Annotated in this window: 29 protein-coding genes; 27 read left to right on the forward strand and 2 right to left on the reverse strand. The window is 39.9% G+C overall.

All coding sequences use genetic code 11. The features are described from left to right. Positions 1–5 precede the first annotated feature (5 nt). From rpmC to DYH63_RS01720, 26 genes are all read left to right on the forward strand, one after another. Positions 6–197, forward strand: a complete 192-nt coding sequence (gene rpmC, locus DYH63_RS01595) for a 50S ribosomal protein L29 (protein ID WP_116787130.1) — start codon at positions 6–8, stop codon at positions 195–197. Positions 198–214: 17 nt separating this feature from the next. Further along, complete coding sequence (gene rpsQ / locus DYH63_RS01600; RefSeq protein ID WP_116787131.1) at positions 215–475, forward strand: 30S ribosomal protein S17; 261 nt, start codon at positions 215–217, stop codon at positions 473–475. Between the two features lie 2 nt (positions 476–477). Continuing rightward, positions 478–846, forward strand: a complete 369-nt coding sequence (gene rplN, locus DYH63_RS01605; RefSeq protein ID WP_116787132.1) for a 50S ribosomal protein L14 — start codon at positions 478–480, stop codon at positions 844–846. A gap of 11 nt (positions 847–857) precedes the next feature. Beyond that, positions 858–1,172, forward strand: coding sequence for a 50S ribosomal protein L24 (rplX, locus tag DYH63_RS01610; protein ID WP_116787133.1), 315 nt, complete (start codon positions 858–860; stop codon positions 1,170–1,172). 2 nt (positions 1,173–1,174) lie between these two features. Beyond that, the gene (gene rplE / locus DYH63_RS01615; protein ID WP_116787134.1) at positions 1,175–1,726 is read left to right on the forward strand and encodes a 50S ribosomal protein L5; all 552 of its coding nucleotides are present in this window, start codon (positions 1,175–1,177) and stop codon (positions 1,724–1,726) included. Between the two features lie 3 nt (positions 1,727–1,729). Further along, positions 1,730–1,999, forward strand: coding sequence for a 30S ribosomal protein S14 (gene rpsN / locus DYH63_RS01620; protein WP_116787135.1), 270 nt, complete (start codon positions 1,730–1,732; stop codon positions 1,997–1,999). Positions 2,000–2,073: 74 nt separating this feature from the next. Further along, positions 2,074–2,472: a 30S ribosomal protein S8 gene (gene rpsH, locus DYH63_RS01625; protein ID WP_116787136.1), complete on the forward strand. Its 399-nt coding sequence runs from the start codon at positions 2,074–2,076 to the stop codon at positions 2,470–2,472. Positions 2,473–2,490: 18 nt separating this feature from the next. Next, positions 2,491–3,033: a 50S ribosomal protein L6 gene (gene rplF, locus DYH63_RS01630; protein WP_116787137.1), complete on the forward strand. Its 543-nt coding sequence runs from the start codon at positions 2,491–2,493 to the stop codon at positions 3,031–3,033. A gap of 14 nt (positions 3,034–3,047) precedes the next feature. Beyond that, entirely contained in the window at positions 3,048–3,398 is a 351-nt protein-coding gene (rplR, locus tag DYH63_RS01635; RefSeq protein WP_116787138.1) for a 50S ribosomal protein L18, read from the forward strand. Between the two features lie 9 nt (positions 3,399–3,407). Beyond that, complete coding sequence (gene rpsE / locus DYH63_RS01640) at positions 3,408–3,932, forward strand: 30S ribosomal protein S5 (protein ID WP_116787139.1); 525 nt, start codon at positions 3,408–3,410, stop codon at positions 3,930–3,932. Positions 3,933–3,945: 13 nt separating this feature from the next. Next, the gene (gene rpmD, locus DYH63_RS01645) at positions 3,946–4,128 is read left to right on the forward strand and encodes a 50S ribosomal protein L30 (RefSeq protein ID WP_116787140.1); all 183 of its coding nucleotides are present in this window, start codon (positions 3,946–3,948) and stop codon (positions 4,126–4,128) included. Between the two features lie 12 nt (positions 4,129–4,140). Continuing rightward, positions 4,141–4,593: a 50S ribosomal protein L15 gene (gene rplO / locus DYH63_RS01650; RefSeq protein ID WP_116787141.1), complete on the forward strand. Its 453-nt coding sequence runs from the start codon at positions 4,141–4,143 to the stop codon at positions 4,591–4,593. A gap of 21 nt (positions 4,594–4,614) precedes the next feature. Continuing rightward, on the forward strand, positions 4,615–5,958 hold the full coding sequence (secY, locus tag DYH63_RS01655; protein ID WP_116787142.1) for a preprotein translocase subunit SecY: 1,344 nt from the start codon (positions 4,615–4,617) through the stop codon (positions 5,956–5,958). Positions 5,959–5,966: 8 nt separating this feature from the next. Next, a complete protein-coding gene (gene infA / locus DYH63_RS01660; RefSeq protein ID WP_007136545.1) occupies positions 5,967–6,182 on the forward strand; it encodes a translation initiation factor IF-1 in 216 nt (71 codons plus the stop codon). 10 nt (positions 6,183–6,192) lie between these two features. Next, positions 6,193–6,309 carry a type B 50S ribosomal protein L36 gene (ykgO, locus tag DYH63_RS01665; protein WP_002987490.1) on the forward strand — a complete coding sequence of 39 codons (117 nt, stop codon included), beginning with the start codon at positions 6,193–6,195 and terminating at the stop codon, positions 6,307–6,309. Between the two features lie 2 nt (positions 6,310–6,311). Next, positions 6,312–6,686 carry a 30S ribosomal protein S13 gene (gene rpsM, locus DYH63_RS01670; protein ID WP_116787143.1) on the forward strand — a complete coding sequence of 125 codons (375 nt, stop codon included), beginning with the start codon at positions 6,312–6,314 and terminating at the stop codon, positions 6,684–6,686. Positions 6,687–6,695: 9 nt separating this feature from the next. Next, a complete protein-coding gene (gene rpsK / locus DYH63_RS01675; RefSeq protein WP_116787144.1) occupies positions 6,696–7,079 on the forward strand; it encodes a 30S ribosomal protein S11 in 384 nt (127 codons plus the stop codon). 90 nt (positions 7,080–7,169) lie between these two features. Continuing rightward, entirely contained in the window at positions 7,170–7,775 is a 606-nt protein-coding gene (gene rpsD / locus DYH63_RS01680; protein WP_116787145.1) for a 30S ribosomal protein S4, read from the forward strand. A gap of 21 nt (positions 7,776–7,796) precedes the next feature. Then, positions 7,797–8,789 (forward strand): DNA-directed RNA polymerase subunit alpha, encoded by a 993-nt coding sequence (locus DYH63_RS01685; protein ID WP_116787146.1) that lies wholly within the window; start codon positions 7,797–7,799, stop codon positions 8,787–8,789. 36 nt (positions 8,790–8,825) lie between these two features. Further along, positions 8,826–9,320, forward strand: a complete 495-nt coding sequence (rplQ, locus tag DYH63_RS01690; RefSeq protein WP_116787147.1) for a 50S ribosomal protein L17 — start codon at positions 8,826–8,828, stop codon at positions 9,318–9,320. 173 nt (positions 9,321–9,493) lie between these two features. Then, positions 9,494–10,609: a glutamine-hydrolyzing carbamoyl-phosphate synthase small subunit gene (gene carA / locus DYH63_RS01695; RefSeq protein WP_116787148.1), complete on the forward strand. Its 1,116-nt coding sequence runs from the start codon at positions 9,494–9,496 to the stop codon at positions 10,607–10,609. 25 nt (positions 10,610–10,634) lie between these two features. Further along, entirely contained in the window at positions 10,635–11,930 is a 1,296-nt protein-coding gene (gene eno / locus DYH63_RS01700; RefSeq protein WP_116787149.1) for a phosphopyruvate hydratase, read from the forward strand. Between the two features lie 141 nt (positions 11,931–12,071). Next, positions 12,072–14,132: a DUF7619 domain-containing protein gene (locus tag DYH63_RS01705; RefSeq protein ID WP_116787150.1), complete on the forward strand. Its 2,061-nt coding sequence runs from the start codon at positions 12,072–12,074 to the stop codon at positions 14,130–14,132. A 125-nt stretch (positions 14,133–14,257) separates the two neighbouring features. After that, positions 14,258–16,231, forward strand: coding sequence for a tetratricopeptide repeat protein (locus DYH63_RS01710; RefSeq protein ID WP_116787151.1), 1,974 nt, complete (start codon positions 14,258–14,260; stop codon positions 16,229–16,231). Then, entirely contained in the window at positions 16,228–16,989 is a 762-nt protein-coding gene (locus DYH63_RS01715) for a LytR/AlgR family response regulator transcription factor (protein ID WP_116787152.1), read from the forward strand. The genes DYH63_RS01710 and DYH63_RS01715 overlap by 4 nt, the downstream gene beginning before the upstream one ends. Positions 16,990–17,082: 93 nt before the next feature. Then, entirely contained in the window at positions 17,083–19,164 is a 2,082-nt protein-coding gene (locus tag DYH63_RS01720) for a DUF7619 domain-containing protein (protein ID WP_116787153.1), read from the forward strand. Between the two features lie 69 nt (positions 19,165–19,233). Here DYH63_RS01720 and lysS read toward each other — a convergent pair whose 3' ends face one another. Beyond that, positions 19,234–20,928 carry a lysine--tRNA ligase gene (gene lysS / locus DYH63_RS01725; RefSeq protein WP_116787154.1) on the reverse strand — a complete coding sequence of 565 codons (1,695 nt, stop codon included), beginning with the start codon at positions 20,926–20,928 and terminating at the stop codon, positions 19,234–19,236. A gap of 156 nt (positions 20,929–21,084) precedes the next feature. Between lysS and lipB the strand changes: the two genes are divergently transcribed. Beyond that, on the forward strand, positions 21,085–21,810 hold the full coding sequence (lipB, locus tag DYH63_RS01730; protein WP_116787155.1) for a lipoyl(octanoyl) transferase LipB: 726 nt from the start codon (positions 21,085–21,087) through the stop codon (positions 21,808–21,810). Between the two features lie 3 nt (positions 21,811–21,813). Here the strand turns inward: lipB and rnhB are convergent, their stop codons facing one another. Then, positions 21,814–22,425, reverse strand: a complete 612-nt coding sequence (gene rnhB / locus DYH63_RS01735; protein ID WP_116787156.1) for a ribonuclease HII — start codon at positions 22,423–22,425, stop codon at positions 21,814–21,816. Positions 22,426–22,576: the final 151 nt, after the last annotated feature.

Genomic DNA, 22,576 nt, shown 5'->3' on the forward strand with positions numbered 1-22,576 from the left:
TTATTATGAAACAATCAGACATTAAAGATCTATCTGCAGCTGAGTTACAAGGTAAACTTGGTGAGTTACAGAAAACATATGCCGACCTAAAATCAGCCCATGCTATTACTCCAATTGAAAACCCACTACAGATCAGGTCTGTACGCAGGTCAATAGCGAGAGTAGCCACTGAGCTAAGCAAAAGAGAGTTACAATAATTGTATTCTGCTGAAAGATGGAAGAAAAAAGAAACTTAAGAAAAGAGCGTATAGGTGTTGTTACCAGTAACAAAATGGAGAAATCAATTGTGGTTTCCCAAACTACTAGAGTAAAACACCCATTATATGGTAAGTTCGTACTAAAAACTAAGAAGTTTGTAGCACACGACGAAAAAAATGACTGTAACATTGGAGACAGGGTAAGGATAAGTGAAACTCGTCCTTTAAGTAAAACCAAGTGTTGGAGGTTAGTTGAAATCATTGAAAGAGCGAAGTAATTATGGTACAACAGGAATCGAGACTAAAAGTAGCAGATAACACGGGAGCTAAGGAAGTTTTAACTATCCGTGTATTAGGAGGAACGAAACGTCGTTATGCCTCTGTTGGAGATAAAATTGTGGTAGCAGTTAAAGATGCAACACCAAACGGAAACGTTAAAAAAGGTGCTGTTTCTACCGCAGTTGTTGTACGTACCAAAAAAGAAGTGCGCCGTGCTGACGGATCATACATCAGGTTTGACGATAACGCTTGCGTATTGTTAAATGCTGCCGGTGAGATGAGAGGTACGCGTGTTTTTGGTCCTGTAGCAAGGGAACTTCGTGAAAAACAATTCATGAAAATTGTATCATTAGCACCTGAAGTGCTTTAATTGTTATTAAGATGATAAAGCTAAAAATAAAATCAGGAGACACCGTAAGGGTAATTGCCGGAGACCATAAAGGTAGCGAAGGTAAAGTACTGCGTGTACTTCGTGAGAAAAACAAAGCGATCGTAGAAGGTGTTAACCTTGTGTCTAAGCACACAAAGCCAAGCGCTAAAAGCCCACAGGGTGGTATCGTTAAGAAAGAGGCTCCTATCCATATTTCTAACATTGCACTTGTAGACCTTAAAACTAAGGAAACTACAAAAACAGGTGTTAGGAAAGAAGGAGATAAGAACGTGAGGTTTTCAAAAAAATCTAATCAAGTATTATAGTGATGGCTTACATACCAAGATTAAAACAAGAATATAAGGACAGAGTAGTATCTGCACTTAAAGAAGAGTTCGGTTATAAAAACGTAATGCAGGTTCCTAAACTTGAGAAAATCGTTTTAAGCCGTGGTGTTGGCGCCGCTGTATCTGATAAGAAACTTATCGACTATGCAGTAGAAGAGCTTACAAAAGTTACCGGCCAAAAAGCGGTTTCTACCATTTCTAAGAAAGACGTTGCTACGTTTAAACTAAGAAAAGGTATGCCAATTGGCGCTAAAGTTACCCTTCGTGGTGAGAGGATGTATGAATTCCTTGACAGGCTGGTTACAGCTTCATTACCGCGAGTGCGTGATTTTAACGGTATTAAGGCTACCGGTTTTGACGGTAGGGGTAATTATAACCTGGGTGTAACTGAGCAAATCATTTTCCCTGAAATTGATATTGATAAAGTTAACAAAATATCAGGATTAGATATTACCTTTGTAACCTCGGCACAAACCGATAAAGAAGCGAAGTCATTATTAACAGAACTAGGTTTACCTTTTAAAAAGAACTAAGACATGGCTAAAGAATCAATGAAAGCCCGTGAGGTTAAAAGGATAGCTACGGTAGCTAAATATGCAGAAAAACGTAAAGCCCTTCTTGAAGCTGGTGATTACGAAGGACTTCAAAAACTACCTAAAAATGCTTCACCTGTACGTGTGCACAACCGTTGTAAACTAACAGGAAGGCCAAGAGGTTATATGCGTCAGTTTGGTATTTCACGTGTTACTTTCCGTGAAATGGCTAATAACGGTTTAATACCGGGCGTTAAGAAGTCTAGCTGGTAATAATATCAAAGAGTATAAATTGGTAACAGGTTCGGCCCTATAGGGCCGAAAACCGTTACCGCAAATCAATTAATATGTATACAGATCCTATCGCGGATTTTTTAACCAGGGTTAGAAATGCAGTAAGGGCAAACCACAAAGTGGTAGAAATCCCTGCTTCTAACCTAAAAAAGGAAATCACTAAGATTTTGTTTGACCAAGGATACATCCTTAGTTACAAATTTGAAGACAACACTGTGCAAGGTGTTATCAAAATCGCTCTTAAGTACGACAAAGAGACTAAAGAGAGTGTAATTAAAGATATCCAGAGAATCAGTAAACCGGGTTTACGTAAATATGCAGGTGCTGACAACCTACCAAGGATCCTTAACGGATTAGGTATTGCTATCGTTTCTACATCAAAAGGATTGATGACTGGTAAACAAGCAAAACAACTTAACGTAGGTGGCGAGGTAATTTGCTACGTATACTAATCTAAAAAGACTTATACGATGTCAAGAATAGGTAAAAATCCAGTAGCAATACCAGCCGGTGTAACTGTAGAGGTTAACGGAAATGTTGTTACAGTAAAAGGAAAAAATGGCCAGCTTACTCAGGAATTTTCTGATGTTACAGTTAAAATCGAGGATGGTCAGGTTATAGTAGAAAGATCTTCTGATCATAAAGATCACAGGTCTAAGCACGGTTTATACAGATCACTTATAAACAACATGATTGTAGGTGTTTCTGAAGGTTTTACAAAAAGTCTTGAGCTTGTAGGTGTAGGTTACAGGGCGTCTAACCAGGGTCAAAAACTGGATATCGCTCTTGGTTTCTCTCACAACATTGTTCTTGAGGTGGTTTCTGAGGTAGTTGTAGAAACTGTATCAGAGAAAGGTAAAAACCCTATCATAAAACTTACATCTTTTGATAAACAACTTTTAGGTCAGGTAGCGGCTAAGATTCGTTCTTTCCGTAAGCCAGAACCTTACAAAGGAAAAGGTGTTAAGTTTGTAGGTGAAGTATTGAGAAGAAAAGCAGGTAAATCAGCTTAATAATTATAAAGATCATGTCATTAAACAAATCTGAAAGAAGACAAAGAATTAAGTTCAGGATCAGAAAGATTGTAAGCGGAACTGCTGCTAACCCAAGACTTTCTGTATTCAGGAGCAATAAAGAAATCTATGCTCAAATCATAGATGATGTAAATGGTGTAACTTTAGCCGCTGCCTCTTCAAGAGACAAAGGTGTTACTAAAGGCACTAACATCGAAACTGCTGCTGCAGTAGGTAAACTTATCGCTGAAAAAGCGTTACAGGCAGGTATCCAGACTATCTCTTTTGATAGGGGAGGTTACCTTTACCACGGACGTGTTAAATCATTAGCGGAAGGCGCAAGGGAAGCCGGACTTAAATTCTAAGAAGAAATTATGTATCATAATTATAAAAACGTAGAAATAGTAAAACCAAGCGGCCTTGAACTTAAAGATCGTCTGGTTTCTGTTAACCGTGTAACTAAAGTAACTAAAGGTGGTAGAGCTTTCGGCTTTTCTGCAATAGTTGTTGTAGGTGATGAGAACGGTGTAGTAGGCCATGGCCTTGGTAAATCTAAAGACGTGTCTGAGGCTATTGCTAAAGCTGTTGAAGATGCCAAGAAAAACCTTGTGAAAATTCCTCTAAGCGGACAGTCTGTTCCTCATGAGCAAAAAGGTAAATTTGGTGGTGCACGTGTGCTACTAATGCCTGCTTCTCATGGTACAGGTGTAATTGCCGGTGGTGCAGTACGTTCAGTACTTGAATCAGTAGGTATTCACGATGTATTATCTAAATCTCAGGGTTCTTCAAACCCTCACAATGTTGTTAAAGCTACTTTTGATGCCCTTCTACAAATGAGGAGCGCTGCGACTGTTGCAAAACAAAGAGGCGTTTCTTTAGAAAAAGTATTTAAAGGTTAATTCAAAGGAAATCATGGGAAAAATTAAAGTAAAACAAGTAAGGAGCAAGATCAACTGTCCTCAAACTCAGAAGCTGACTCTTGAGTCTCTTGGTCTTCGTAAGCTTGGGCAAGTTGTTGAGCACGATGCTACTCCTGCTATCCTTGGAATGGTAAACAAAGTTAAACACTTAGTTTCTGTAGAAGAAGCTAACTAACAACAACAGGAAATGGATTTAAGTAACTTACAACCCGCTGAAGGTTCAGTTCATAATAAAAACAAAAGGGTAGGCCGTGGTGAAGGTTCTGGTAAAGGTGGCACTGCTGCCCGTGGCCATAAAGGTGCCAAATCACGCTCAGGTTACTCTAAAAAGATAGGTTTTGAAGGTGGTCAGATGCCACTTCAAAGGCGTGTTCCTAAATTCGGCTTTAAAAACATAAACCGTAAGGAGTATGCTGGTGTAAACCTTGACACGCTTCAAATTCTTGTAGACAATGGTGTTATTACAGATACTATTGATTTTGCAGTACTTGTTGCAAACCGCCTTGCTACTAAAAATGAAGAAGTGAAAATTTTAGGAAGAGGAGAGCTAAAGGCAAAACTTAAAGTTAGTGCCCACAAATTTACTGCTACTGCTAAAGCTGCTATTGAAGCTGCTGGTGGCGAAGTAGTAAATTTATAATCTAAAACGCCAAAAAGCCTTATGAAAAAATTTTTTGAAGCATTTGCCAATGTCTGGAAGATTGAAGAACTAAAAAATAGAATTTTAGTTACTTTGGGATTATTACTTGTGTACCGTTTTGGTGCTCACGTAACACTTCCTGGTATTGACGCTACAGGGCTTACAAATTTAACTAAGCAGGCACAGGGCGGTATTGGATGGCTAATCGATGTATTTACAGGTGGTGCGTTTTCGCAGGCATCTGTATTTGCATTGGGTATCATGCCTTATATTTCTGCATCTATTGTGGTGCAACTTATGGGTATTGCTGTTCCTTACCTGCAAAAACTGCAGAAAGAGGGCGAAAGTGGTAGAAAAACCCTAAACCAGATTACGCGTTGGTTAACCATCGCTATTACTATGGTTCAGGGGCCTGGTTATATCTATAACCTTTACAGGACACTACCGCCTGAGGCGTTTCTTATGCCTTCAGACTCGTTCCAGTTCCTTTTCTCATCAGTAGTTATCCTTATCACTGGCACAATCTTTGCTATGTGGCTTGGTGAAAAAATTACAGATAAAGGTATTGGTAATGGTATTTCGCTACTTATACTTGTAGGTATCATCGCAAGGATGCCACAGGCTTTTGTGCAGGAGTTTACCTCTGTAGTAACAGAGAATAACGGAGGCCCTTTAAAGCTGCTTCTTGAAGTTGTAGTTTGGCTTGTAGTAATAATCGCATGTATACTTATGGTTATGGCCGTAAGAAAAATACCTGTACAATATGCAAGACGTACTGCGTCTGGCGATTTTGAGCAGGATATGTTTGGCGGAAACAGGCAATGGATTCCACTCAAGCTTAATGCTAGTGGTGTTATGCCTATCATTTTTGCCCAAGCTATCATGTTTATTCCTGCTGCACTTGCAGGGCTTTCTAAATCTGATATGGCACAAACTGTTACCGCTAAGTTTCAGGATGTGTTTGGTTTAGCCTACAATGTAGTTTTTGCGTTATTAATTATAATTTTTACGTACTTTTACACCGCGATTACAGTGCCTACCAATAAGATGGCAGATGACCTTAAAAGGAGTGGTGGTTTTATACCGGGCGTAAGGCCGGGTGTTGAAACCGGAGACTACCTTGACAGGATCATGTCTCTTATCACATTCCCTGGCTCGTTATTCCTGGCGTTCATTGCCGTGTTCCCGGCAGTGGTTCGCAACTTTGGGGTACAGCCTCAGTGGGCATTATTTTATGGTGGTACATCACTGTTAATTATGGTCGGGGTTGCGATCGATACTATTCAGCAGATCAATTCGTATCTATTGAATAGGCATTATGATGGTTTGATGAAAAGTGGTAAGAATAGAAAAGCAGTCGCTTAATAATTTTTATGGCAAAACAATCAGCAATAGAACAAGACGGATCAATTATTGAGGCATTATCAAATGCTATGTTCCGTGTTGAATTAGAGAATGGGCATATAGTAATCGCTCATATTTCAGGAAAAATGCGTATGCACTATATCAAGTTGCTTCCGGGCGATAAGGTAAAACTGGAAATGAGCCCTTATGATTTGTCTAAAGCAAGAATTACTTATAGATACTAAAGCTACTAAAATGAAAGTAAGAGCATCAGTAAAGAAAAGAAGTGCCGAGTGCATTATAGTGCGCAGGAAAGGCAGATTATATGTTATTAACAAAAAGAATCCTAGATTTAAACAAAGACAAGGATAATTATGGCAAGAATTGCAGGGGTAGACATACCTAAAAACAAAAGAGGAGTTATTGCTTTAACCTACATCTTTGGTATTGGCAGAAGCAGGGCACAAGAGATATTAAGCAAAGCTCAGGTTAGCGAAGATAAAAAAGTGCAAGAGTGGAATGACGACGAAATAAGCGCAATCCGTGAAGCTGTTTCTTACTTCAAAATCGAAGGTGAACTTCGTTCTGAGATTTCACTGAACATCAAACGTCTAATGGACATCGGCTGTTACAGGGGCATACGTCACCGTTCAGGCCTTCCACTACGTGGTCAGCGTACCAAGAATAACTCAAGGACTAGAAAAGGTAAGAGAAAAACTGTTGCTAACAAGAAAAAAGCAACTAAATAATAAGAAGTAATGGCTAAAGCGAGTACAAAAAAACGTAAAGTTATTATAGAGTCTACAGGTGAGGCGCACATTAGTGCTACCTTTAATAACATCATCATCTCTTTAACAAACAAGAAAGGTGAAGTTATTTCATGGTCATCGGCTGGTAAAATGGGCTTCAGGGGTTCTAAAAAGAACACTCCTTATGCTGCCCAGATGGCTGCTGAAGATTGTGGTAAAGTAGCTCTTGAGGCTGGCCTTAAAAAGGTTAAAGTTTACGTTAAAGGGCCAGGTAACGGACGTGAGTCTGCAATCAGGTCGCTACACAATGGAGGTATCGAAGTTACTGAGATCATCGACGTAACACCTATGCCGCACAACGGCTGTCGTCCTCCAAAGAGAAGGAGAGTTTAATTTATTTTATAGTATAATCAAAGAACAGGGTAAGGATTATCGGAGGATGAGACCTGAATTCATAATCCCCTGTTCATTTAATTTTTAGAAATGGCAAGATATACTGGTCCACAAACTAAAATCGCCCGTAAATTCGGTGAGGCGATCTTCGGAGATGATAAATCTTTCGATAAAAGAAATTACCCTCCTGGGCAACATGGTTTAGCCAAGAAAAGGGGTAAGAAATCTGAATATGCTGTTCAGCTAATGGAAAAGCAAAAAGCTAAGTATTCTTACGGTATCCTTGAAAAACAATTCAGGAACCTGTATGAAAAAGCCGCTGCCACTAAGGGTGTTACCGGTGAAGTACTTTTACAGCTTTGTGAGGCAAGGCTGGACAACGTGGTATACAGAATGGGTATTGCTCCTTCAAGAAGGGCTGCTCGTCAAATTGTAGGCCACAGGCATATTACGGTAAACGGTGAAGTTGTAAACATCGCTTCTTACCACGTAAAAGCCGGAGATAAAGTTGCTGTACGTGAAAAATCAAAATCTCTTGAGGTTATCACAAATTCTTTATCAAACTCTGCTCATGTTTATGAGTGGATTACTTGGAACAACGATCTTCAGGAAGGTACTTTTGTAAGTGTTCCTGCACGTATCCAGATTCCGGAAAACATCAAAGAACAACTGATCGTTGAGTTGTATAACAAATAATAATTGACATTAGTCGACAATATGGCAATATTTAATTTTCAGAAGCCCGATAAAGTTATCATGATTGATTCTACAGATTTTCAGGGGAAATTCGAGTTCCGCCCCCTGGAGCCTGGTTACGGATTAACAGTTGGTAACGCACTTAGAAGAGTTTTGCTTTCTTCGTTAGAAGGTTATGCTATTACTTCTGTTCGTATAGAAGGTGTAGAGCATGAGTTTTCTACGATCGCCGGAGTTGTTGAAGATGTTACAGAAATAATCCTGAACCTTAAGCAGGTGCGCTTTAAGCGTCAGATAGAAGATGTAGATAACGAATCTGTTTCTATAGCTTTTACTGGTAAAGACCAGCTTACTGCAGGAGACTTCCAGAAATATATTTCAGGTTTTCAGGTGTTAAACCCTGAGCTTGTTATCTGCAACATGGACAGCAGCATTAACATAAACATGGAGCTTACTATTGAGAAAGGCCGTGGTTATGTTCCTGCAGAGGAGAACAAAAAGCAAAATGCAGCTATAGGTACTATTTTTACAGATTCAATCTTTACTCCGGTAAAGAATGTAAAATATACAATAGAAAACTTCCGTGTGGAGCAGAAAACCGACTATGAAAAGCTGGTTTTTGAAATCATTACAGATGGTTCTATTCATCCTAAAGAAGCGCTTACTGAGGCAGCAAAAACACTGATTCATCACTTTATGCTGTTCTCTGATGAAAGAATAACACTGGAGGCCGACGAAATTGCACAAACAGAATCTTATGATGAAGAATCTCTTCACATGAGGCAGCTCCTTAAAACCAAACTGGTTGATATGGATCTTTCTGTTAGGGCGCTTAATTGCTTAAAAGCGGCTGAAGTTGATACATTAGGAGATCTGGTATCGTTCAACAAAAATGACTTAATGAAATTCCGTAACTTTGGTAAGAAATCATTGACTGAGCTTGATGAGCTTGTTGCCTCTAAGAACTTACATTTCGGGATGGATTTAACGAAATACAAATTAGATAAAGAATAAATCTGTGCCTTTTAGGTAAAGATAAATTACAAAGCAATGAGACACGGTAAAAAAGTAAATCACTTAAGCAGGCAAGCCGGGCACAGGAAACTGATGCTTGCTAACATGGCCTGCTCACTTATAGAGCACAAGCGTATTAATACGACTGTAGCCAAAGCTAAAGCGCTTAAGCAATATATTGAGCCTCTAGTAACAAAATCTAAAGACGATACTACCCACAACAGGCGTATTGTTTTTGCTTACCTTCGCAATAAATATGGCGTTACTGAACTTTTTAGGGAAGTAGCTGCTAAAGTAGGCGATCGTCCAGGTGGATATACCCGTATTATTAAATTGGGTAACCGTCTTGGTGACAACGCTGATATGGCGATGATAGAGTTTGTAGATTTCAATGAACTGTACAACGCAACTAAAAAAGAAGCTAAGAAAACTACACGTCGTAGCCGTACTGCCAAGAAAGCAGACACTGCTGCTCCTGTAGCTGAGGCTCCTGCAGTTGATACAGCTGAGAATACAGAAGCTACTGAATAATCATGATTAACTGATTTTTCAATATAAAAAAGGATAAACTTTCGAGTTTGTCCTTTTTTTTTGCAATCCTTAACCGTTTTAGGATAAGGTAAGTGTAAAAGTCAGTACGTATTTTACTATCACGATTTTTTAAAGTAAATTTGCACGCAACACAACAACATCAAACTACATAAATGAAATACAAGAGCAGAGACAAGGCGATACTCTTACTGGCAGATGGCACCATTTTTTACGGAAAGTCAATAGGGCTTGAAGGTACCGTTTTCGGTGAAGTATGCTTTAATACAGGTATGACGGGTTATCAGGAAATATTTACTGATCCTTCATATTTCGGGCAGATCATGGTGGCTTCTAATGCCCACATTGGCAATTACGGTACTAATGCAGAAGAAGTAGAAGCAGATAAGATTATGATTTCCGGGCTGGTTTGTAAAAACTTTAGCTTTAGCCACTCAAGGGTTAACAGTGATGAAAGCCTTAAACAATATTTTGAAAAGCAAAACCTGGTAGCAATATCTGATGTAGATACGCGCGCGTTGGTTAGCTATATTCGCGACAATGGCGCCATGAATGCTGCTATTTGTACCGAAGACTGCGACATTGAAGAACTTAAAAAACGTCTTGCTGCTGTGCCAGACATGAAAGGCCTTGAATTAAGCAGTAAAGTTTCTACAACAGAGCCTTATTTTGTAGGCGGCCCTGAGGCTAAATATAAAATATCGGCACTTGATCTTGGTATCAAAAAGAACATTCTTCGTAATCTTGCTAAAAGAGATTGTTACATAAAGGTATTCCCTTATGATGCTTCTTACGAAGACCTGAGCAACTTTAACCCTGATGGATACTTCCTTTCAAATGGCCCCGGCGACCCAGATCCGCTTGTGGTAGCGCAGGAAACTGCACGCCAGATATTGGCTAAAAACGAACCCGTATTTGGTATATGCCTTGGCCACCAGGTGTTGGCGCTGGCTAATGGAATTCCTACCTATAAGATGTTTAACGGACACCGTGGCATCAATCACCCGGTTAAAAATCTTGTAACCGGTGAGGGTGAAATAACCTCTCAAAACCATGGTTTTGCAGTAGACAGGGAAGCACTTGAAAAACACCCTGATTTTGAAATTACACACCTGCACGTTAACGACGGCACTGTAGCGGGTATGCGTATGAAAAATAAAAACTGTTTCTCAGTACAGTACCACCCTGAGGCCAGCCCCGGCCCGCATGATGCTACTTACCTGTTTGACCAGTTTATACAAAACATAGAAAAAGGTAAACACAATAATTAAAACTTAAAAAGAACCGAAAGCAATTATGAGTATTATTATTAAAGTACACGCAAGGCAGATACTTGACTCTCGTGGCAACCCTACAGTAGAAGTTGATGTAATTACAGAAAACGGTATTCTTGGAAGGGCAGCTGTTCCTTCTGGGGCTTCTACCGGAGAGCACGAGGCAGTTGAGCTTCGAGATGGCGGAAAAGACTATATGGGCAAAGGCGTTCTTAAAGCCGTAGAGAACGTAAATACTACTATAGCTGCTGCTGTTGTAGGCCTGTCTGTATTTGAGCAAAATGCTATAGATAAAACAATGATAGACCTTGATGGTACGCCAAATAAAGGTAACCTGGGTGCAAATGCAATCCTTGGTGTTTCTCTTGCTGTGGCTAAAGCTGCTGCTAACGAGCTTGGCCTGCCACTTTACCGTTACGTGGGTGGTGTTTCAGGAAACACGCTTCCTGTGCCAATGATGAACATCATCAATGGTGGTTCTCACTCTGATGCGCCTATCGCATTCCAGGAGTTTATGATCTTCCCTGTTAAGGCTAAGAACTTTACACACGCTATGCAAATAGGTACAGAGGTTTTCCATAATCTTAAAAAAGTACTTCATGACCGTGGCCTAAGTACTGCTGTGGGTGATGAAGGTGGTTTTGCACCTAACCTGGCAGGTGGTACTGAGGATGCTCTTGATACTATTAAACTTGCTGTTGAAAAAGCAGGTTATACTTTTGGAGATGATGTTAAGATTGCTCTTGACTGTGCAGCTTCAGAATTTTATGTAAACGGTAACTACGATTACACTAAGTTTGAAGGTGAAACAGGTAAAATCCGTAGTTCTAAAGAGCAGGCAGAATATCTTGCTGACCTTGCTGCTAAATACCCAATTATCTCTATTGAAGATGGTATGCAGGAAAATGACTGGGATGGCTGGAAGTACCTTACTGAGCTTGTAGGCGATAAAGTGCAGCTTGTAGGTGACGATTTATTTGTTACTAACGTAGAGCGCCTTGCTACAGGTATTGAGAAAGGTATTGCTAACTCTATCCTTGTTAAAGTAAACCAGATTGGTACGCTTACAGAAACTATTGCAGCAGTGAACATGGCACACAATGCAGGTTATACATCTGTAATGTCTCACCGTTCTGGCGAAACTGAAGATAACACAATTGCTGACCTTGCTGTGGCGCTTAACTGTGGCCAGATCAAGACTGGTTCTGCTTCACGTTCAGACCGTATGGCTAAATATAACCAACTTCTTCGTATTGAAGAGGAACTTGGTGATGTAGCTTATTTCCCTGGCGAAAAAGCTTTCAAAATAAAAAAATAAGCATCTGGCTTACTTTATAATACAGAGCCTTCCGGAAACGGGAGGCTTTTTTTATTAGTTATTAAAAAAATGAATTTCATGGTAGGGCTTTTCTTTATTTAAATGTTTAGTTTTGTATAACCATTTAAAATCAACCACTTTATGAAACTAAAATTACTTTTTATCTTCCTGTTTGTTACTACCGGTGTTTTTGCCCAAATTATAAATATACCTGATGCAAATTTTAAGAATAAATTATTGCAGGCCTCCCTTACCAATGGGGTGGCTAAGGATATTGCGTATCAAAATATAGTTGTAGATATTAATGGCGATGGAGAAATAGAGCAAGCTGAGGCGCTACGCGTATATAGATTAGGACTTCAGGCTTCATCTATAGCCTCATTAGAGGGCATCTCTTATTTTACAAACCTTTTGGATCTGTATTGTACAAATAATCAACTCACAAGTCTTAATGTTCAAAGCCTTGGCAACCTTAAGCAATTCAGTTGTTCTAATAACGCCATAACTGCCTTAAACCTGGCTGGTTTAAGTAATTTGGAAACTGTAAATGTTTACAGTAATCCACTTGTTAGCCTAAACACTTCAGGATTATTAAACCTTAAGATAATTTCGATAAGTAATACATTATTAAGAGAGGTTAATCTAAGTAATAGCCCTCTTTTAGAGTATTTCAATATTTATAATAACTCGGATCTTAGAAGTATCAATATTAAAAATGGCGGTAATATCTTGTATCCTAGGGAATGTAATATAATAAATAATCCGTTATTAGAATCGATATGCGTAGATGAAGATGAGGCTGCGATAATGCTTGATAACTCTGATTTTGCTAATGTAACAATGTCGACAGACTGCGAAGGAGCTACACTTTATAATACTATAAGAGGGCATTTACAGGTAGATATTGATGGAAATGGATGTGATGCAAACGACAATAGCCCATATATGGTTAAAGTCAGATTATTTGATGGTACTATAGACAGGTACCGTTTTACAGATAGTAATGGAGACTACTTTTTTATAACTCAGGATGGGGATTATAGCATATCTCCTGCTCTTGAACAGCAATTGTTTAGCTATGCACCGGCAAATGCAAGTATTGTTTTTGCAACTGTAGATAATTCTGTGTTTACCCAGGATTTTTGTTTGGCAGCGAATGGCCTGCATCCAGATCTTGAAATTATAATAACCCCTTACATTTTTGCACGCCCGGGTTTTAATGCCAAGTACAGAATATCATGCTATAATAAAGGCAACCAGCCGTTATCAGGTTCATTTATATTTAATTTTGATGATAATGTGCTTGATTTTGTAGAATCAACACTTGCGCCATCAGCAACAGGAACTGGTACTATAACATGGTCGTATGAAAACCTGCTGCCTTTTCAACATAATACAACAGTTGTAACACTAGCAGTAAACTCGCCGTTAGATACACCTGCGGTTACAGTGGGAGATATCCTGAATTTTAGTGCCCAGGCTGTAGTAGAAAATGATGCTACACCAAATAATAATACTTTTAACTTTGCCCAGACAGTTATAGGGTCTTTAGATCCTAATAATATTGTTTGCCTTGAAGGTGCTTCTGTACCTACACAAAAAATAGGGGAGTACCTGCACTATACCATAAACTTTGAGAACATTGGTACCGCGGCGGCAGAATTTGTAATAGTTACAAACGAAATTGATGCTGATAAATATGATATAAATTCAGTAGAAATATTAGATAGTTCAAACCCGGTACAGGTTTCGCAGGATGGTAACGTTCTTACCTTCAGGTTTGATGACATTGCCCTTGCCCCGGCTGCTTATGGCAATGTGTCGTTTAAAATTAAATCTTTAAATACGCTTGGCGAAGGCGATGCTGTAATGAGCCAGGCCAGCATAGTATTTGATTATAACGAAGCTATAGTTACTAATGAGGCTATAACTACATTTGATGATTTTGCGGGAACAGATGGGTTTTCTTTAGGCAATGTAACGTTGTTTCCTAACCCTGCTCATGACATTCTTAAGGTTGAATCGCGTACGTTACTTACCGCAGTATCTATTTATGATATCCAGGGTAGAAAGCTCTCTGAGCAATTAATAGATGATGCTCTAACGGCTACATTAAATATTAGTGCGCAGCCAGCCGGTATCTATATCCTCAAAATCATTACGAAGGAAGGCAGTACCTCCCGAAAAATAGTTAAGCAATAAAGTAAAAGCCTTCCGGAAACGGGAGGCTTTTTTTGTCAAATTCTAATCCATATTCCCCGAATTCTAAACCGTATCTTTATATTTAAAAAGGAAACGATACATTTGTGCAGATTAAGAAATTGTTTATGAAGTTTTTAAAGGCCTTGCCTGTTCTACTGCTTTTATGGTGCTATGCACCGGCCTTTGCGCAGACTGTAGTGCTGGATAGCCTTTTTACAGCGCTTAAGGCTGAAAAGAATGCAGCCCCAAGGGCGCAACTGCTTAATCTTATCTCCGGAGAATATAGTGATTCTGATCCTGATAAAGCTTTAGAATATGCAAAACAGGCCCTAACTGTTTCAAGAAATCATAAATTACCGCAGCAGCAAGGCGATGCCTGGCTAAATATGGGTAATGCCAATATCCTGCTTAGTAAATATACCGATGCTTTAAAGGCCTTTACTAATTCGCAGTCGGTTTATGAAGAGCTTATAAAATCAGATAAAAGCGAAGATGTTAAAGACGGACTTGCCCGTGCTTACGGTAGTATAGGTATAGTATGCAACCGCCAGAATAACTATGCACGTGCGCTGGAATATTTTTTTAAAGCCCTTAAGCTTTATCGCGAAACCAGGCAGGATGATATAGCCGCAAGGATATATAATGGCATAGGGGTAGTGTATGAATCGCAAAAAGAATATGATAAAGCCCTTAAGTATTACAAACAGGCGCTCAGCCTGCAGGAAGCGTCTAATGACGAGACCTGGACAGTAACAACAAGCAACATAGGTAACATCTACCTGGCCATGGGGCGTGATGACGACGCACTTGCGACCTATAAAACAGCTGAGAAAGGCCTGGCTGATCTTACAGACAGGAGCTACCTGGGAGAATTGTATAACAGTTATGGCAATTATTACCGTAAAAAAGGGCTGTTGCAAGAAGCTAAGGAGTATTATAACCGTGCGCTTGCACTATTTAATGAAGATGAGGCGCTTTTTGGGGCTTCTGCCACGCTAGAATACCTTGGGCGCATAGCAGAGCAGGAAAAGAAGTATAAGGAGGCTGTAGCGCTTTATACAAAGTCAGCTGAATATGGTGCTGAAGTGGGGGCTACGGGGCAGGTTAAAGATTCTGAAAAAGCCCTGAGTGAATTGTATGAAAAACAGGGGAACCTTGAAGAAGCTTTTCGCCACTATAAAAAATACAGTGCCGCGCACGATAGCATTGTAAGCAGCGAAAATATTAAAGCTCTTGTGAGGGAAGAAATGAACTTTGAGTTTGAGCGCAAAGAAGTACAGCGTAAGCTGGAAATAGAAAAGAAACAGGCTTTGTATAATGAGCAGGCAAAAAGGCAGTCGCTGCTGCTTATATTTGGCGGGTTATTTTCGTTACTAGTATTTGGTATTATGTTTTTGGGCTATAACCGCCGTCAGATAAAAAAGACCCTTACGCTGCAACGCGACCTTGCTGAATATGAGCAAAAAGCTTTGCACCTGCAAATGAATCCGCATTTTGTGTTTAACTGCCTTGGTGCGATATCAGGGTTTATCGTTCAAAATGGTAAAGACTCGGCTATAAAGTACCTGTCAAAGTTCAGTAAGCTTATGCGATTAACGCTGGAGTATAGTAAAGAATCGCTTATACCCATAGATAAAGAGATTGAGAGCCTGCAAAATTACCTGGAGCTGGAGCAGTTGCGCTTTAACCAGATTTTTGATTTCAGCATTATTAAAGATCCCACTATTGAAGATGATATGGCGCTTCCGCCCCTTTTAGTACAGCCCTTTGTAGAAAATGCAATTATGCATGGCCTTGTACCTAAAAAAGAGCGCGGAACCATTACTGTAGACTTCAGGCTGCACAATGAAAAACTGGTGTGTACCATTGCTGATGATGGTGTTGGTATGAAGAAAAGCATGGAGTTGAAGCAAGATTCGGTTACAGTGCATAAGTCTATGGCTCTTGAAATTACGCGCAAGCGCCTTGAGGTGATACAGGCATTTACAGCCAAAGAAGCTAAGGTAACGATAGAAGATGGTGCTGACGATCAGGGCAATGCCGTTGGAACAAAAATTACATTATATTTACCCATACAATATTTATCTGATATAAAATGATTTCGGCAGTACTGATAGACGATGATAAAAACCTGCGCAATGCCATGAAAGGATTGCTGGAAATGTATGCGCCTGAAATTGCCATAGCCGGTGAAGCTGACAGCGTTAAAACTGGGACGGCGGCTATAGCAAGCCATAAGCCTGATGTGGTTTTTATGGATATACAACTGGGCGATGGTACTGGCTTTGATATACTGGAGCAGATTACAAAAAAGCAGGGAGGGCTTGCATGTCACGTAGTGTTTATAACGGCACATGAGCAATATGCCGTTAAGGCTTTTCGCTTTAGTGCGCTTGATTATTTGCTGAAACCGGTAGATCCGGAAGAACTCAGGAAAGTGGTGGAGAAGATTAAAAAAACATTATCTGGCAACGACAGTTTTTCGCACATTGACCTGCTGCTGGAAAACATTCGCAAAAAAGTAGATAAGTTTAAGCGTATTGCGTTATCTACTTCAGATGGTATTCACCTTTTTGAGGTAAGCGATATCATAAGGCTTGAATCTCAGGATAATTATACCAAATTTTACATTAAGAACAACAAGCCGGTGCTGATTGCAAAAACGCTTAAAGAATATGAAGATTTGCTAAGCGAGCAGGGTTTTGAACGCATTCACCAAAGCCATCTTATTAATCTGGCATATTTAAAATCATATATTAAAAAAGACGGCGGCTATGCGGTAATGGCAGATAATAGCAACCTGCCCATAAGCCAGCGAAAAAAAGAACGTTTACAGGAGTTGCTAAAATCGCTTTAGCGAATTCTAAGTCAATAATGGCAAATTCTAAATAGGCCATACAGCTTAAATCAGGAATGCTATTTTTGTAAACCTGCGTAATAAAATGAAGCTATGAAATTTAAAATGTTTTACCTGTTATTCCTTATTGTAACTGTTGCAAAGGCGCAGGTAATAAACATACCCGATACTAACTTAAAAGCGGCATTACTTGCAGCCAGTGCTGCTAACAGCATAGCGTTTGACAGTAGTGGCAGTGCTATTGTGATAGATGCTAACGGTAACGGGCAGATAGAACTGAGTGAAGCAGATGCAGTACGTAGCCTCAATATTTCTGACAAGTCAATCAACAGCATGGAAGGGCTGCAATATTTTTCAGATCTACAGTATCTGGACTGTGCTGCTAACAACCTTACGGCTCTGAATGCTTCAGGATATCCTCAGCTGAGATATCTTTATTGCAATAGCAATGTAGTTACCACATTAACGCTTAATGGTTTGTATCATCTTGTAGAACTTGATTGTAGCTACAATAACATAGCCTCGCTTGATTTTACAGGTTTACAGTCGCTAAGTACAGCAGACTGTTCTGAAAATCTCCTTACGTCACTCGACTTTTCGGGTTGCCCTATGTTGGCAGACTTTTCATGCAATAATAATGACATAACAACAATTAATATTAAAAACGGTGCTGTACAGGGCGCTGTATATACGTACAATTCATGGGGCAATAATCCGCTTGCATACATATGTACAGATGAAGATGAAATAGCAGCTGTAAATATAATGCTTACACAAAACGGATATTCCGGTGTTAATGTAAATACATACTGTTCTCTAACTCCCGGCGGCGATTATAATACCATAACGGGCGCGCTTATATTCGACGTAAATAATAATGGTTGCGGCCCGGAAGATATGCCACGCTGTTTTGTAAAACTGGCAATTACTAATGGTATCGATACAAGTTATAACTTTACTAATGAGCAGGGCGGGTATAACTTTTATACACGGGAAGGTGACTTCAGCGTACTGCCCGATTTTGAAAATGATGCTTTTTATAGTGCGGCACCATCTCAGGCCACGATATCATTTCCTGTTGTTGACAATTCTGTTGCTACACAAAATTTTTGTGTTACGCCAAATGGTGTGAAGAGCGATGTAGAAGTGGTAATGGTGCCATTATCAAGGGCAGTACCGGGGCAGCCCGCCCGATATAAAGTTGTTTATAAAAACAAAGGTAATACAGAAGTAGATGGTACTGTTAGCTGCACCTGGAACTATGATACGTTTAGGAATATCTCTAACGTATATCCTGCGCCAAGCAATGTTGGGGTAAACCTCTACCAATGGAATTTTGCCAACCTGCAGCCTTTTGAAAACCGGGAAATCATAATGACACTTACAGTAAATAATACTACAGATACTACTCCGGTTAATATAGGAGATGCATTGCCATTTACGGCACACGTCGATTTTACCGGTAGTGATGCCCTGCCTGCAGATAATGATTTTGCCCTGGGGCATAAAGTACAGGCAGCACAGCAGCTTAACTATATACAATGTCTGGAAGGCGAAGCATTGCCTGACAGTGCTATGGATAATTATCTACATTATGTTATATCATTTACTAATACCGGTGCTGATGTTGCCCGTAACGTAGTTATTTCCCAAAGATTTGACGTAGAAGAGTATGACATAAGCACGCTTGAAGTATTAAATAGTTCGCACCCTACCGTGGCGCGTTTAGCTAATGGTATAGCGCAGTTTACTATGGAGGGAGCTAACGTAGCAGAAGGTAACGGGCATGGTGATATACTAATCAAAATTAAACCTAAACGTCCCGGAAGGCCTGCAAGGCAGGTTAACGGTATGGCAAGCATAACTTTTGATTATGAAGCACCTATTTCGACTAATACAGAAACTACAGTATTTGAAACCTTGAGTGTTGATGAGCATGAACTGGATATTTCTGTAGTTATCTATCCAAACCCGGCTTCGGGAATAATTAAAATAGCTGCTGATAACCTGGTAAGTTCTGTAGAGCTATATGATATACAAGGCAGGCTTTTACAGGCGGTTATTGTTAATGATGTACATCTAGATATTGACCTTTCTGCGAGGGCATCAGGACTGTATTTTGTAAAAGTACGTACAGAAAAAGGTATAAAAGTTGAGAAGATAATAAAGCAGTAATTGCTACTGATTATAAACACAAAGTGCGGCCCTTTTGGAGCCGCACTTTTATATTTAATAAGGAATTTGTTATCCTTTAAACTCTACCGTTTTAAGATCGCCATCTACAATAACCTTTAAAAGGCCGTGCTTGGTTAAGCCTTTCATTGCTGCATCCCATTTCTTACCGCTTAGTCCTGCCTGTGTTTTAAGGGCATCAAGGGCAAGTTGTCCTGCTGCCTTTACAAGCTCAGCAACCGCTTTTTCATCTTCAGTAAGCTCAGGGCCTTTTTTCTCAGGGCGCATCTGTGGGAAAAACAATACTTCCTGTATGCTTGGGTTGTTAGTAAGGAACATAATAAGCCTGTCCATACCTATGCCAAGGCCCGATGTAGGTGGCATACCATATTCGAGCGCCCTTAAAAAGTCGTTATCTATAAACTGGGCAGCCTCTACATCGCCTCGCTCGCTAAGTTTTAACTGTGCCTCAAAACGCTCACGCTGGTCTATAGGGTCGTTTAGCTCGCTATAGGCATTCGCGATTTCCTTACCACATACCATAAGCTCAAAACGCTCTGTAAGTTCAGGGTTATCGCGGTGTTCTTTACATAATGGGCTCATCTCCTTAGGATAGTCGGTAATAAAAGTAGGCTGTATAAAGTTGCCTTCGCATTTTTCGCCGAATATCTCATCAATAAGCTTGCCTTTACCCATAGTTGCATCTACGGCAATACCCATACCTTTCGCGGCTTCAAACAATTCTTCTTCAGTTTTTCCTGTAATGTCAAAACCTGTAAATTGTTTAATGGCATCCGTCATGGTTACGCGGGCATAAGGTGCCTTAAAGCTTACATGGTGCTCGCCAAAGGTAGCCTCTGCAGTACCGTTAACAGCAATAGCACAGTGCTCCAGCAGGTTTTCGGTAAACTCCATCATCCAGTTGTAGTCTTTATAGGCTACATATATTTCCATAGCCGTAAACTCTGGGTTGTGGGTACGGTCCATGCCTTCGTTCCTAAAATTCTTAGAGAATTCATACACCCCATCAAAACCACCTACAATAAGGCGTTTCAGGTATAGTTCGTTGGCAATCCTCATATACAGCGGAATGTCAAGCGAGTTATGGTGTGTAATAAACGGGCGCGCACTGGCACCACCCGGTATAGATTGTAGTATAGGCGTTTCTACCTCAAAGTAACCTTTGTCATTAAAAAAGTTACGCATGGCAGTGTATAGCTTGGTACGTTTTACAAATACCTCTTTAACCTGAGGGTTTACCACAAGGTCTACATAGCGCTGGCGGTAACGAAGCTCAGGGTCGGTAAAGCCGTCAAATACATTGCCATCGGCATCTGTTTTTGGCATAGGTAGTGGGCGCAGGGTCTTGCTAAGCAATGTAAAGTCTGAAACCCAAACCGATTTTTCGCCTACCTGTGTTGTAAACAATTTACCTTCTACGCCTACAAAATCGCCAAGGTCGATAAGCTTTTTAAACAACTCATTATATTTTGTCTTGTCCTCTCCCGGGCAAATTTCATCGCGGTTTACATAAATTTGTATACGGCCTTCGCTGTCCTGTATTTCGGCAAATGAAGCCTTGCCCTGTATGCGGAAACTCATGATGCGGCCTGCAATAACTACCTGTTTACCTTCAGAAAAATCTTCCTTTGCCTGTTTACTTGTAGTATCTACCGGAAAAAGGTTAGCGGGATATGGATTGATGCCGAGGTTTCTCAGCGTATCCAGTTTTTCTCTGCGGATAATTTCTTGTTCTGAAAGCTGCATGATTACTAAATATTATTTATGTTTTTAAGCCTGCAAAGATAGGTATTATTGGCGAATAAGCAATTGAGATTTTTGTAGTTATATCCTACCTGTGCAGGATGCACAACCTGACGATTTGTTTCGTAAATTTGTACATAACTATTAGTGTTTGCAATTATGAATAAGAAAATATATGTTCAGGATCTGGGAGAGAAAGATTATAAAGAAACATGGGAGTACCAGGAGCAGCTTTTTCAGCAAACACTGGATATAAAAATTGCGAACAGAAGAGAAGGGAAGGAAACAGAAACACCAAACCACTTTCTTTTTGTAGAACACCCGCATGTATATACACTGGGTAAAAGTGGCGACTTTGCGAACCTGCTTTTGAGCGAAAAACAGCTTGAAGAAAAAGGCGCAACCTATTATAAGGTAAACAGGGGAGGGGATATTACCTATCATGGCCCAGGCCAGATTGTGGGCTACCCAATACTGGACCTTGAGAATTTTTTTACCGACATACACAAATACCTGCGCCTGATGGAAGAAACCATGATACTTGTTATGGCAGATTATGGACTGAAAGGCGAACGCAGCGACGGCGAAACGGGTGTGTGGATGGATGTAGGTACGCCTTTTGCCCGAAAAATATGTGCTATGGGTGTAAGGGCATCGCGCTGGGTAACCATGCACGGTTTTGCGCTTAATGTAAATGCCAACCTTGGCTATTTTGATAATATCATTCCGTGTGGCATACGTGGCAAAGCAGTAACATCAATGCACGCAGAACTTGGCCGGGAAATTGATGAAAATGAAGTGCGGGAAAAAATACTTACCTATTTTTCAGGCCTATTTGAGGCGGAGATTTTTGTATCAGAAAAAATCACGCATGAAATAGTTTAATAGCTATTTGATTTCAGGAAAATTTAACTCAAGCTGCTCCGGCAATTGCCTAAAAGATAAGCGGTGGTATTTTGTAAGCCCGTATTTTCTTATGGCATCCCTGTGCTCTTTAGTGGGGTAGCCTTTATTTTTTTTCCAGTTATACATTGGGTATTCTTCATGCAGGCGGTTCATGTATTCGTCTCTGTGTGTTTTTGCCAGTACCGATGCGGCGGCTATACTCAAATACTTGCTGTCTCCTTTAATAATACAACTGTGCGGAATATCGTTAACGGGTTTAAACCGGTTGCCGTCTACAATAATATATTGCGGTGTCGGGGTAAGGTTCTTAATACATTCCTGCATAGCGAGGATAGAGGCATTCAGTATATTTATCTCGTCTATTACAATGGGTTCTATATGTACAATATGATAGCATAAAGCCTGCTGCTCTATAAGCGGCCTGAGTTTTTCACGAACTTTTTCTGTAAGTTGTTTGGAGTCGTTTAAAAGCTCCATTTTAAAATCTTCGGGAAGTAAAATGGCAGCCGCTGTTACCGGTCCGGCAAGGCAACCGCGCCCGGCTTCATCTGTTCCTGTTTCGAGTTGATACACAGAGTGTTTTGTTAAAAGCATAAATTTAAAACCGAGAATTGTATTTTGACGTAAATGTATAAGGTAATTACAACGGTTGAAAGTTAAAATTTAAATTATATGGATTTAATTTGTTATAATTCCTATTTTTGCTAACCTTTCTGCGTAATACTGTATTATTTTAGAGATATTT

Source organism: Flavobacterium psychrotrophum, assembly GCF_003403075.1.
Classification (GTDB): Bacteria; Bacteroidota; Bacteroidia; order Flavobacteriales; family Flavobacteriaceae; genus Flavobacterium; species Flavobacterium psychrotrophum.

Bases quoted from the DNA above. Each gene is read 5' to 3' on its own strand.
- rpmC (WP_116787130.1), top strand. From the start codon at position 6: ATGAAACAATCAGACATTAAAGATCTATCTGCAGCTGAGTTACAAGGT.
- rpsQ (WP_116787131.1), top strand. From the start codon at position 215: ATGGAAGAAAAAAGAAACTTAAGAAAAGAGCGTATAGGTGTTGTTACC.
- rplN (WP_116787132.1), top strand. From the start codon at position 478: ATGGTACAACAGGAATCGAGACTAAAAGTAGCAGATAACACGGGAGCT.
- rplX (WP_116787133.1), top strand. From the start codon at position 858: ATGATAAAGCTAAAAATAAAATCAGGAGACACCGTAAGGGTAATTGCC.
- rplE (WP_116787134.1), top strand. From the start codon at position 1,175: ATGGCTTACATACCAAGATTAAAACAAGAATATAAGGACAGAGTAGTA.
- rpsN (WP_116787135.1), top strand. From the start codon at position 1,730: ATGGCTAAAGAATCAATGAAAGCCCGTGAGGTTAAAAGGATAGCTACG.
- rpsH (WP_116787136.1), top strand. From the start codon at position 2,074: ATGTATACAGATCCTATCGCGGATTTTTTAACCAGGGTTAGAAATGCA.
- rplF (WP_116787137.1), top strand. From the start codon at position 2,491: ATGTCAAGAATAGGTAAAAATCCAGTAGCAATACCAGCCGGTGTAACT.
- rplR (WP_116787138.1), top strand. From the start codon at position 3,048: ATGTCATTAAACAAATCTGAAAGAAGACAAAGAATTAAGTTCAGGATC.
- rpsE (WP_116787139.1), top strand. From the start codon at position 3,408: ATGTATCATAATTATAAAAACGTAGAAATAGTAAAACCAAGCGGCCTT.
- rpmD (WP_116787140.1), top strand. From the start codon at position 3,946: ATGGGAAAAATTAAAGTAAAACAAGTAAGGAGCAAGATCAACTGTCCT.
- rplO (WP_116787141.1), top strand. From the start codon at position 4,141: ATGGATTTAAGTAACTTACAACCCGCTGAAGGTTCAGTTCATAATAAA.
- secY (WP_116787142.1), top strand. From the start codon at position 4,615: ATGAAAAAATTTTTTGAAGCATTTGCCAATGTCTGGAAGATTGAAGAA.
- infA (WP_007136545.1), top strand. From the start codon at position 5,967: ATGGCAAAACAATCAGCAATAGAACAAGACGGATCAATTATTGAGGCA.
- ykgO (WP_002987490.1), top strand. From the start codon at position 6,193: ATGAAAGTAAGAGCATCAGTAAAGAAAAGAAGTGCCGAGTGCATTATA.
- rpsM (WP_116787143.1), top strand. From the start codon at position 6,312: ATGGCAAGAATTGCAGGGGTAGACATACCTAAAAACAAAAGAGGAGTT.
- rpsK (WP_116787144.1), top strand. From the start codon at position 6,696: ATGGCTAAAGCGAGTACAAAAAAACGTAAAGTTATTATAGAGTCTACA.
- rpsD (WP_116787145.1), top strand. From the start codon at position 7,170: ATGGCAAGATATACTGGTCCACAAACTAAAATCGCCCGTAAATTCGGT.
- DYH63_RS01685 (WP_116787146.1), top strand. From the start codon at position 7,797: ATGGCAATATTTAATTTTCAGAAGCCCGATAAAGTTATCATGATTGAT.
- rplQ (WP_116787147.1), top strand. From the start codon at position 8,826: ATGAGACACGGTAAAAAAGTAAATCACTTAAGCAGGCAAGCCGGGCAC.
- carA (WP_116787148.1), top strand. From the start codon at position 9,494: ATGAAATACAAGAGCAGAGACAAGGCGATACTCTTACTGGCAGATGGC.
- eno (WP_116787149.1), top strand. From the start codon at position 10,635: ATGAGTATTATTATTAAAGTACACGCAAGGCAGATACTTGACTCTCGT.
- DYH63_RS01705 (WP_116787150.1), top strand. From the start codon at position 12,072: ATGAAACTAAAATTACTTTTTATCTTCCTGTTTGTTACTACCGGTGTT.
- DYH63_RS01710 (WP_116787151.1), top strand. From the start codon at position 14,258: ATGAAGTTTTTAAAGGCCTTGCCTGTTCTACTGCTTTTATGGTGCTAT.
- DYH63_RS01715 (WP_116787152.1), top strand. From the start codon at position 16,228: ATGATTTCGGCAGTACTGATAGACGATGATAAAAACCTGCGCAATGCC.
- DYH63_RS01720 (WP_116787153.1), top strand. From the start codon at position 17,083: ATGAAATTTAAAATGTTTTACCTGTTATTCCTTATTGTAACTGTTGCA.
- lysS (WP_116787154.1), bottom strand. From the start codon at position 20,928: ATGCAGCTTTCAGAACAAGAAATTATCCGCAGAGAAAAACTGGATACG.
- lipB (WP_116787155.1), top strand. From the start codon at position 21,085: ATGAATAAGAAAATATATGTTCAGGATCTGGGAGAGAAAGATTATAAA.
- rnhB (WP_116787156.1), bottom strand. From the start codon at position 22,425: ATGCTTTTAACAAAACACTCTGTGTATCAACTCGAAACAGGAACAGAT.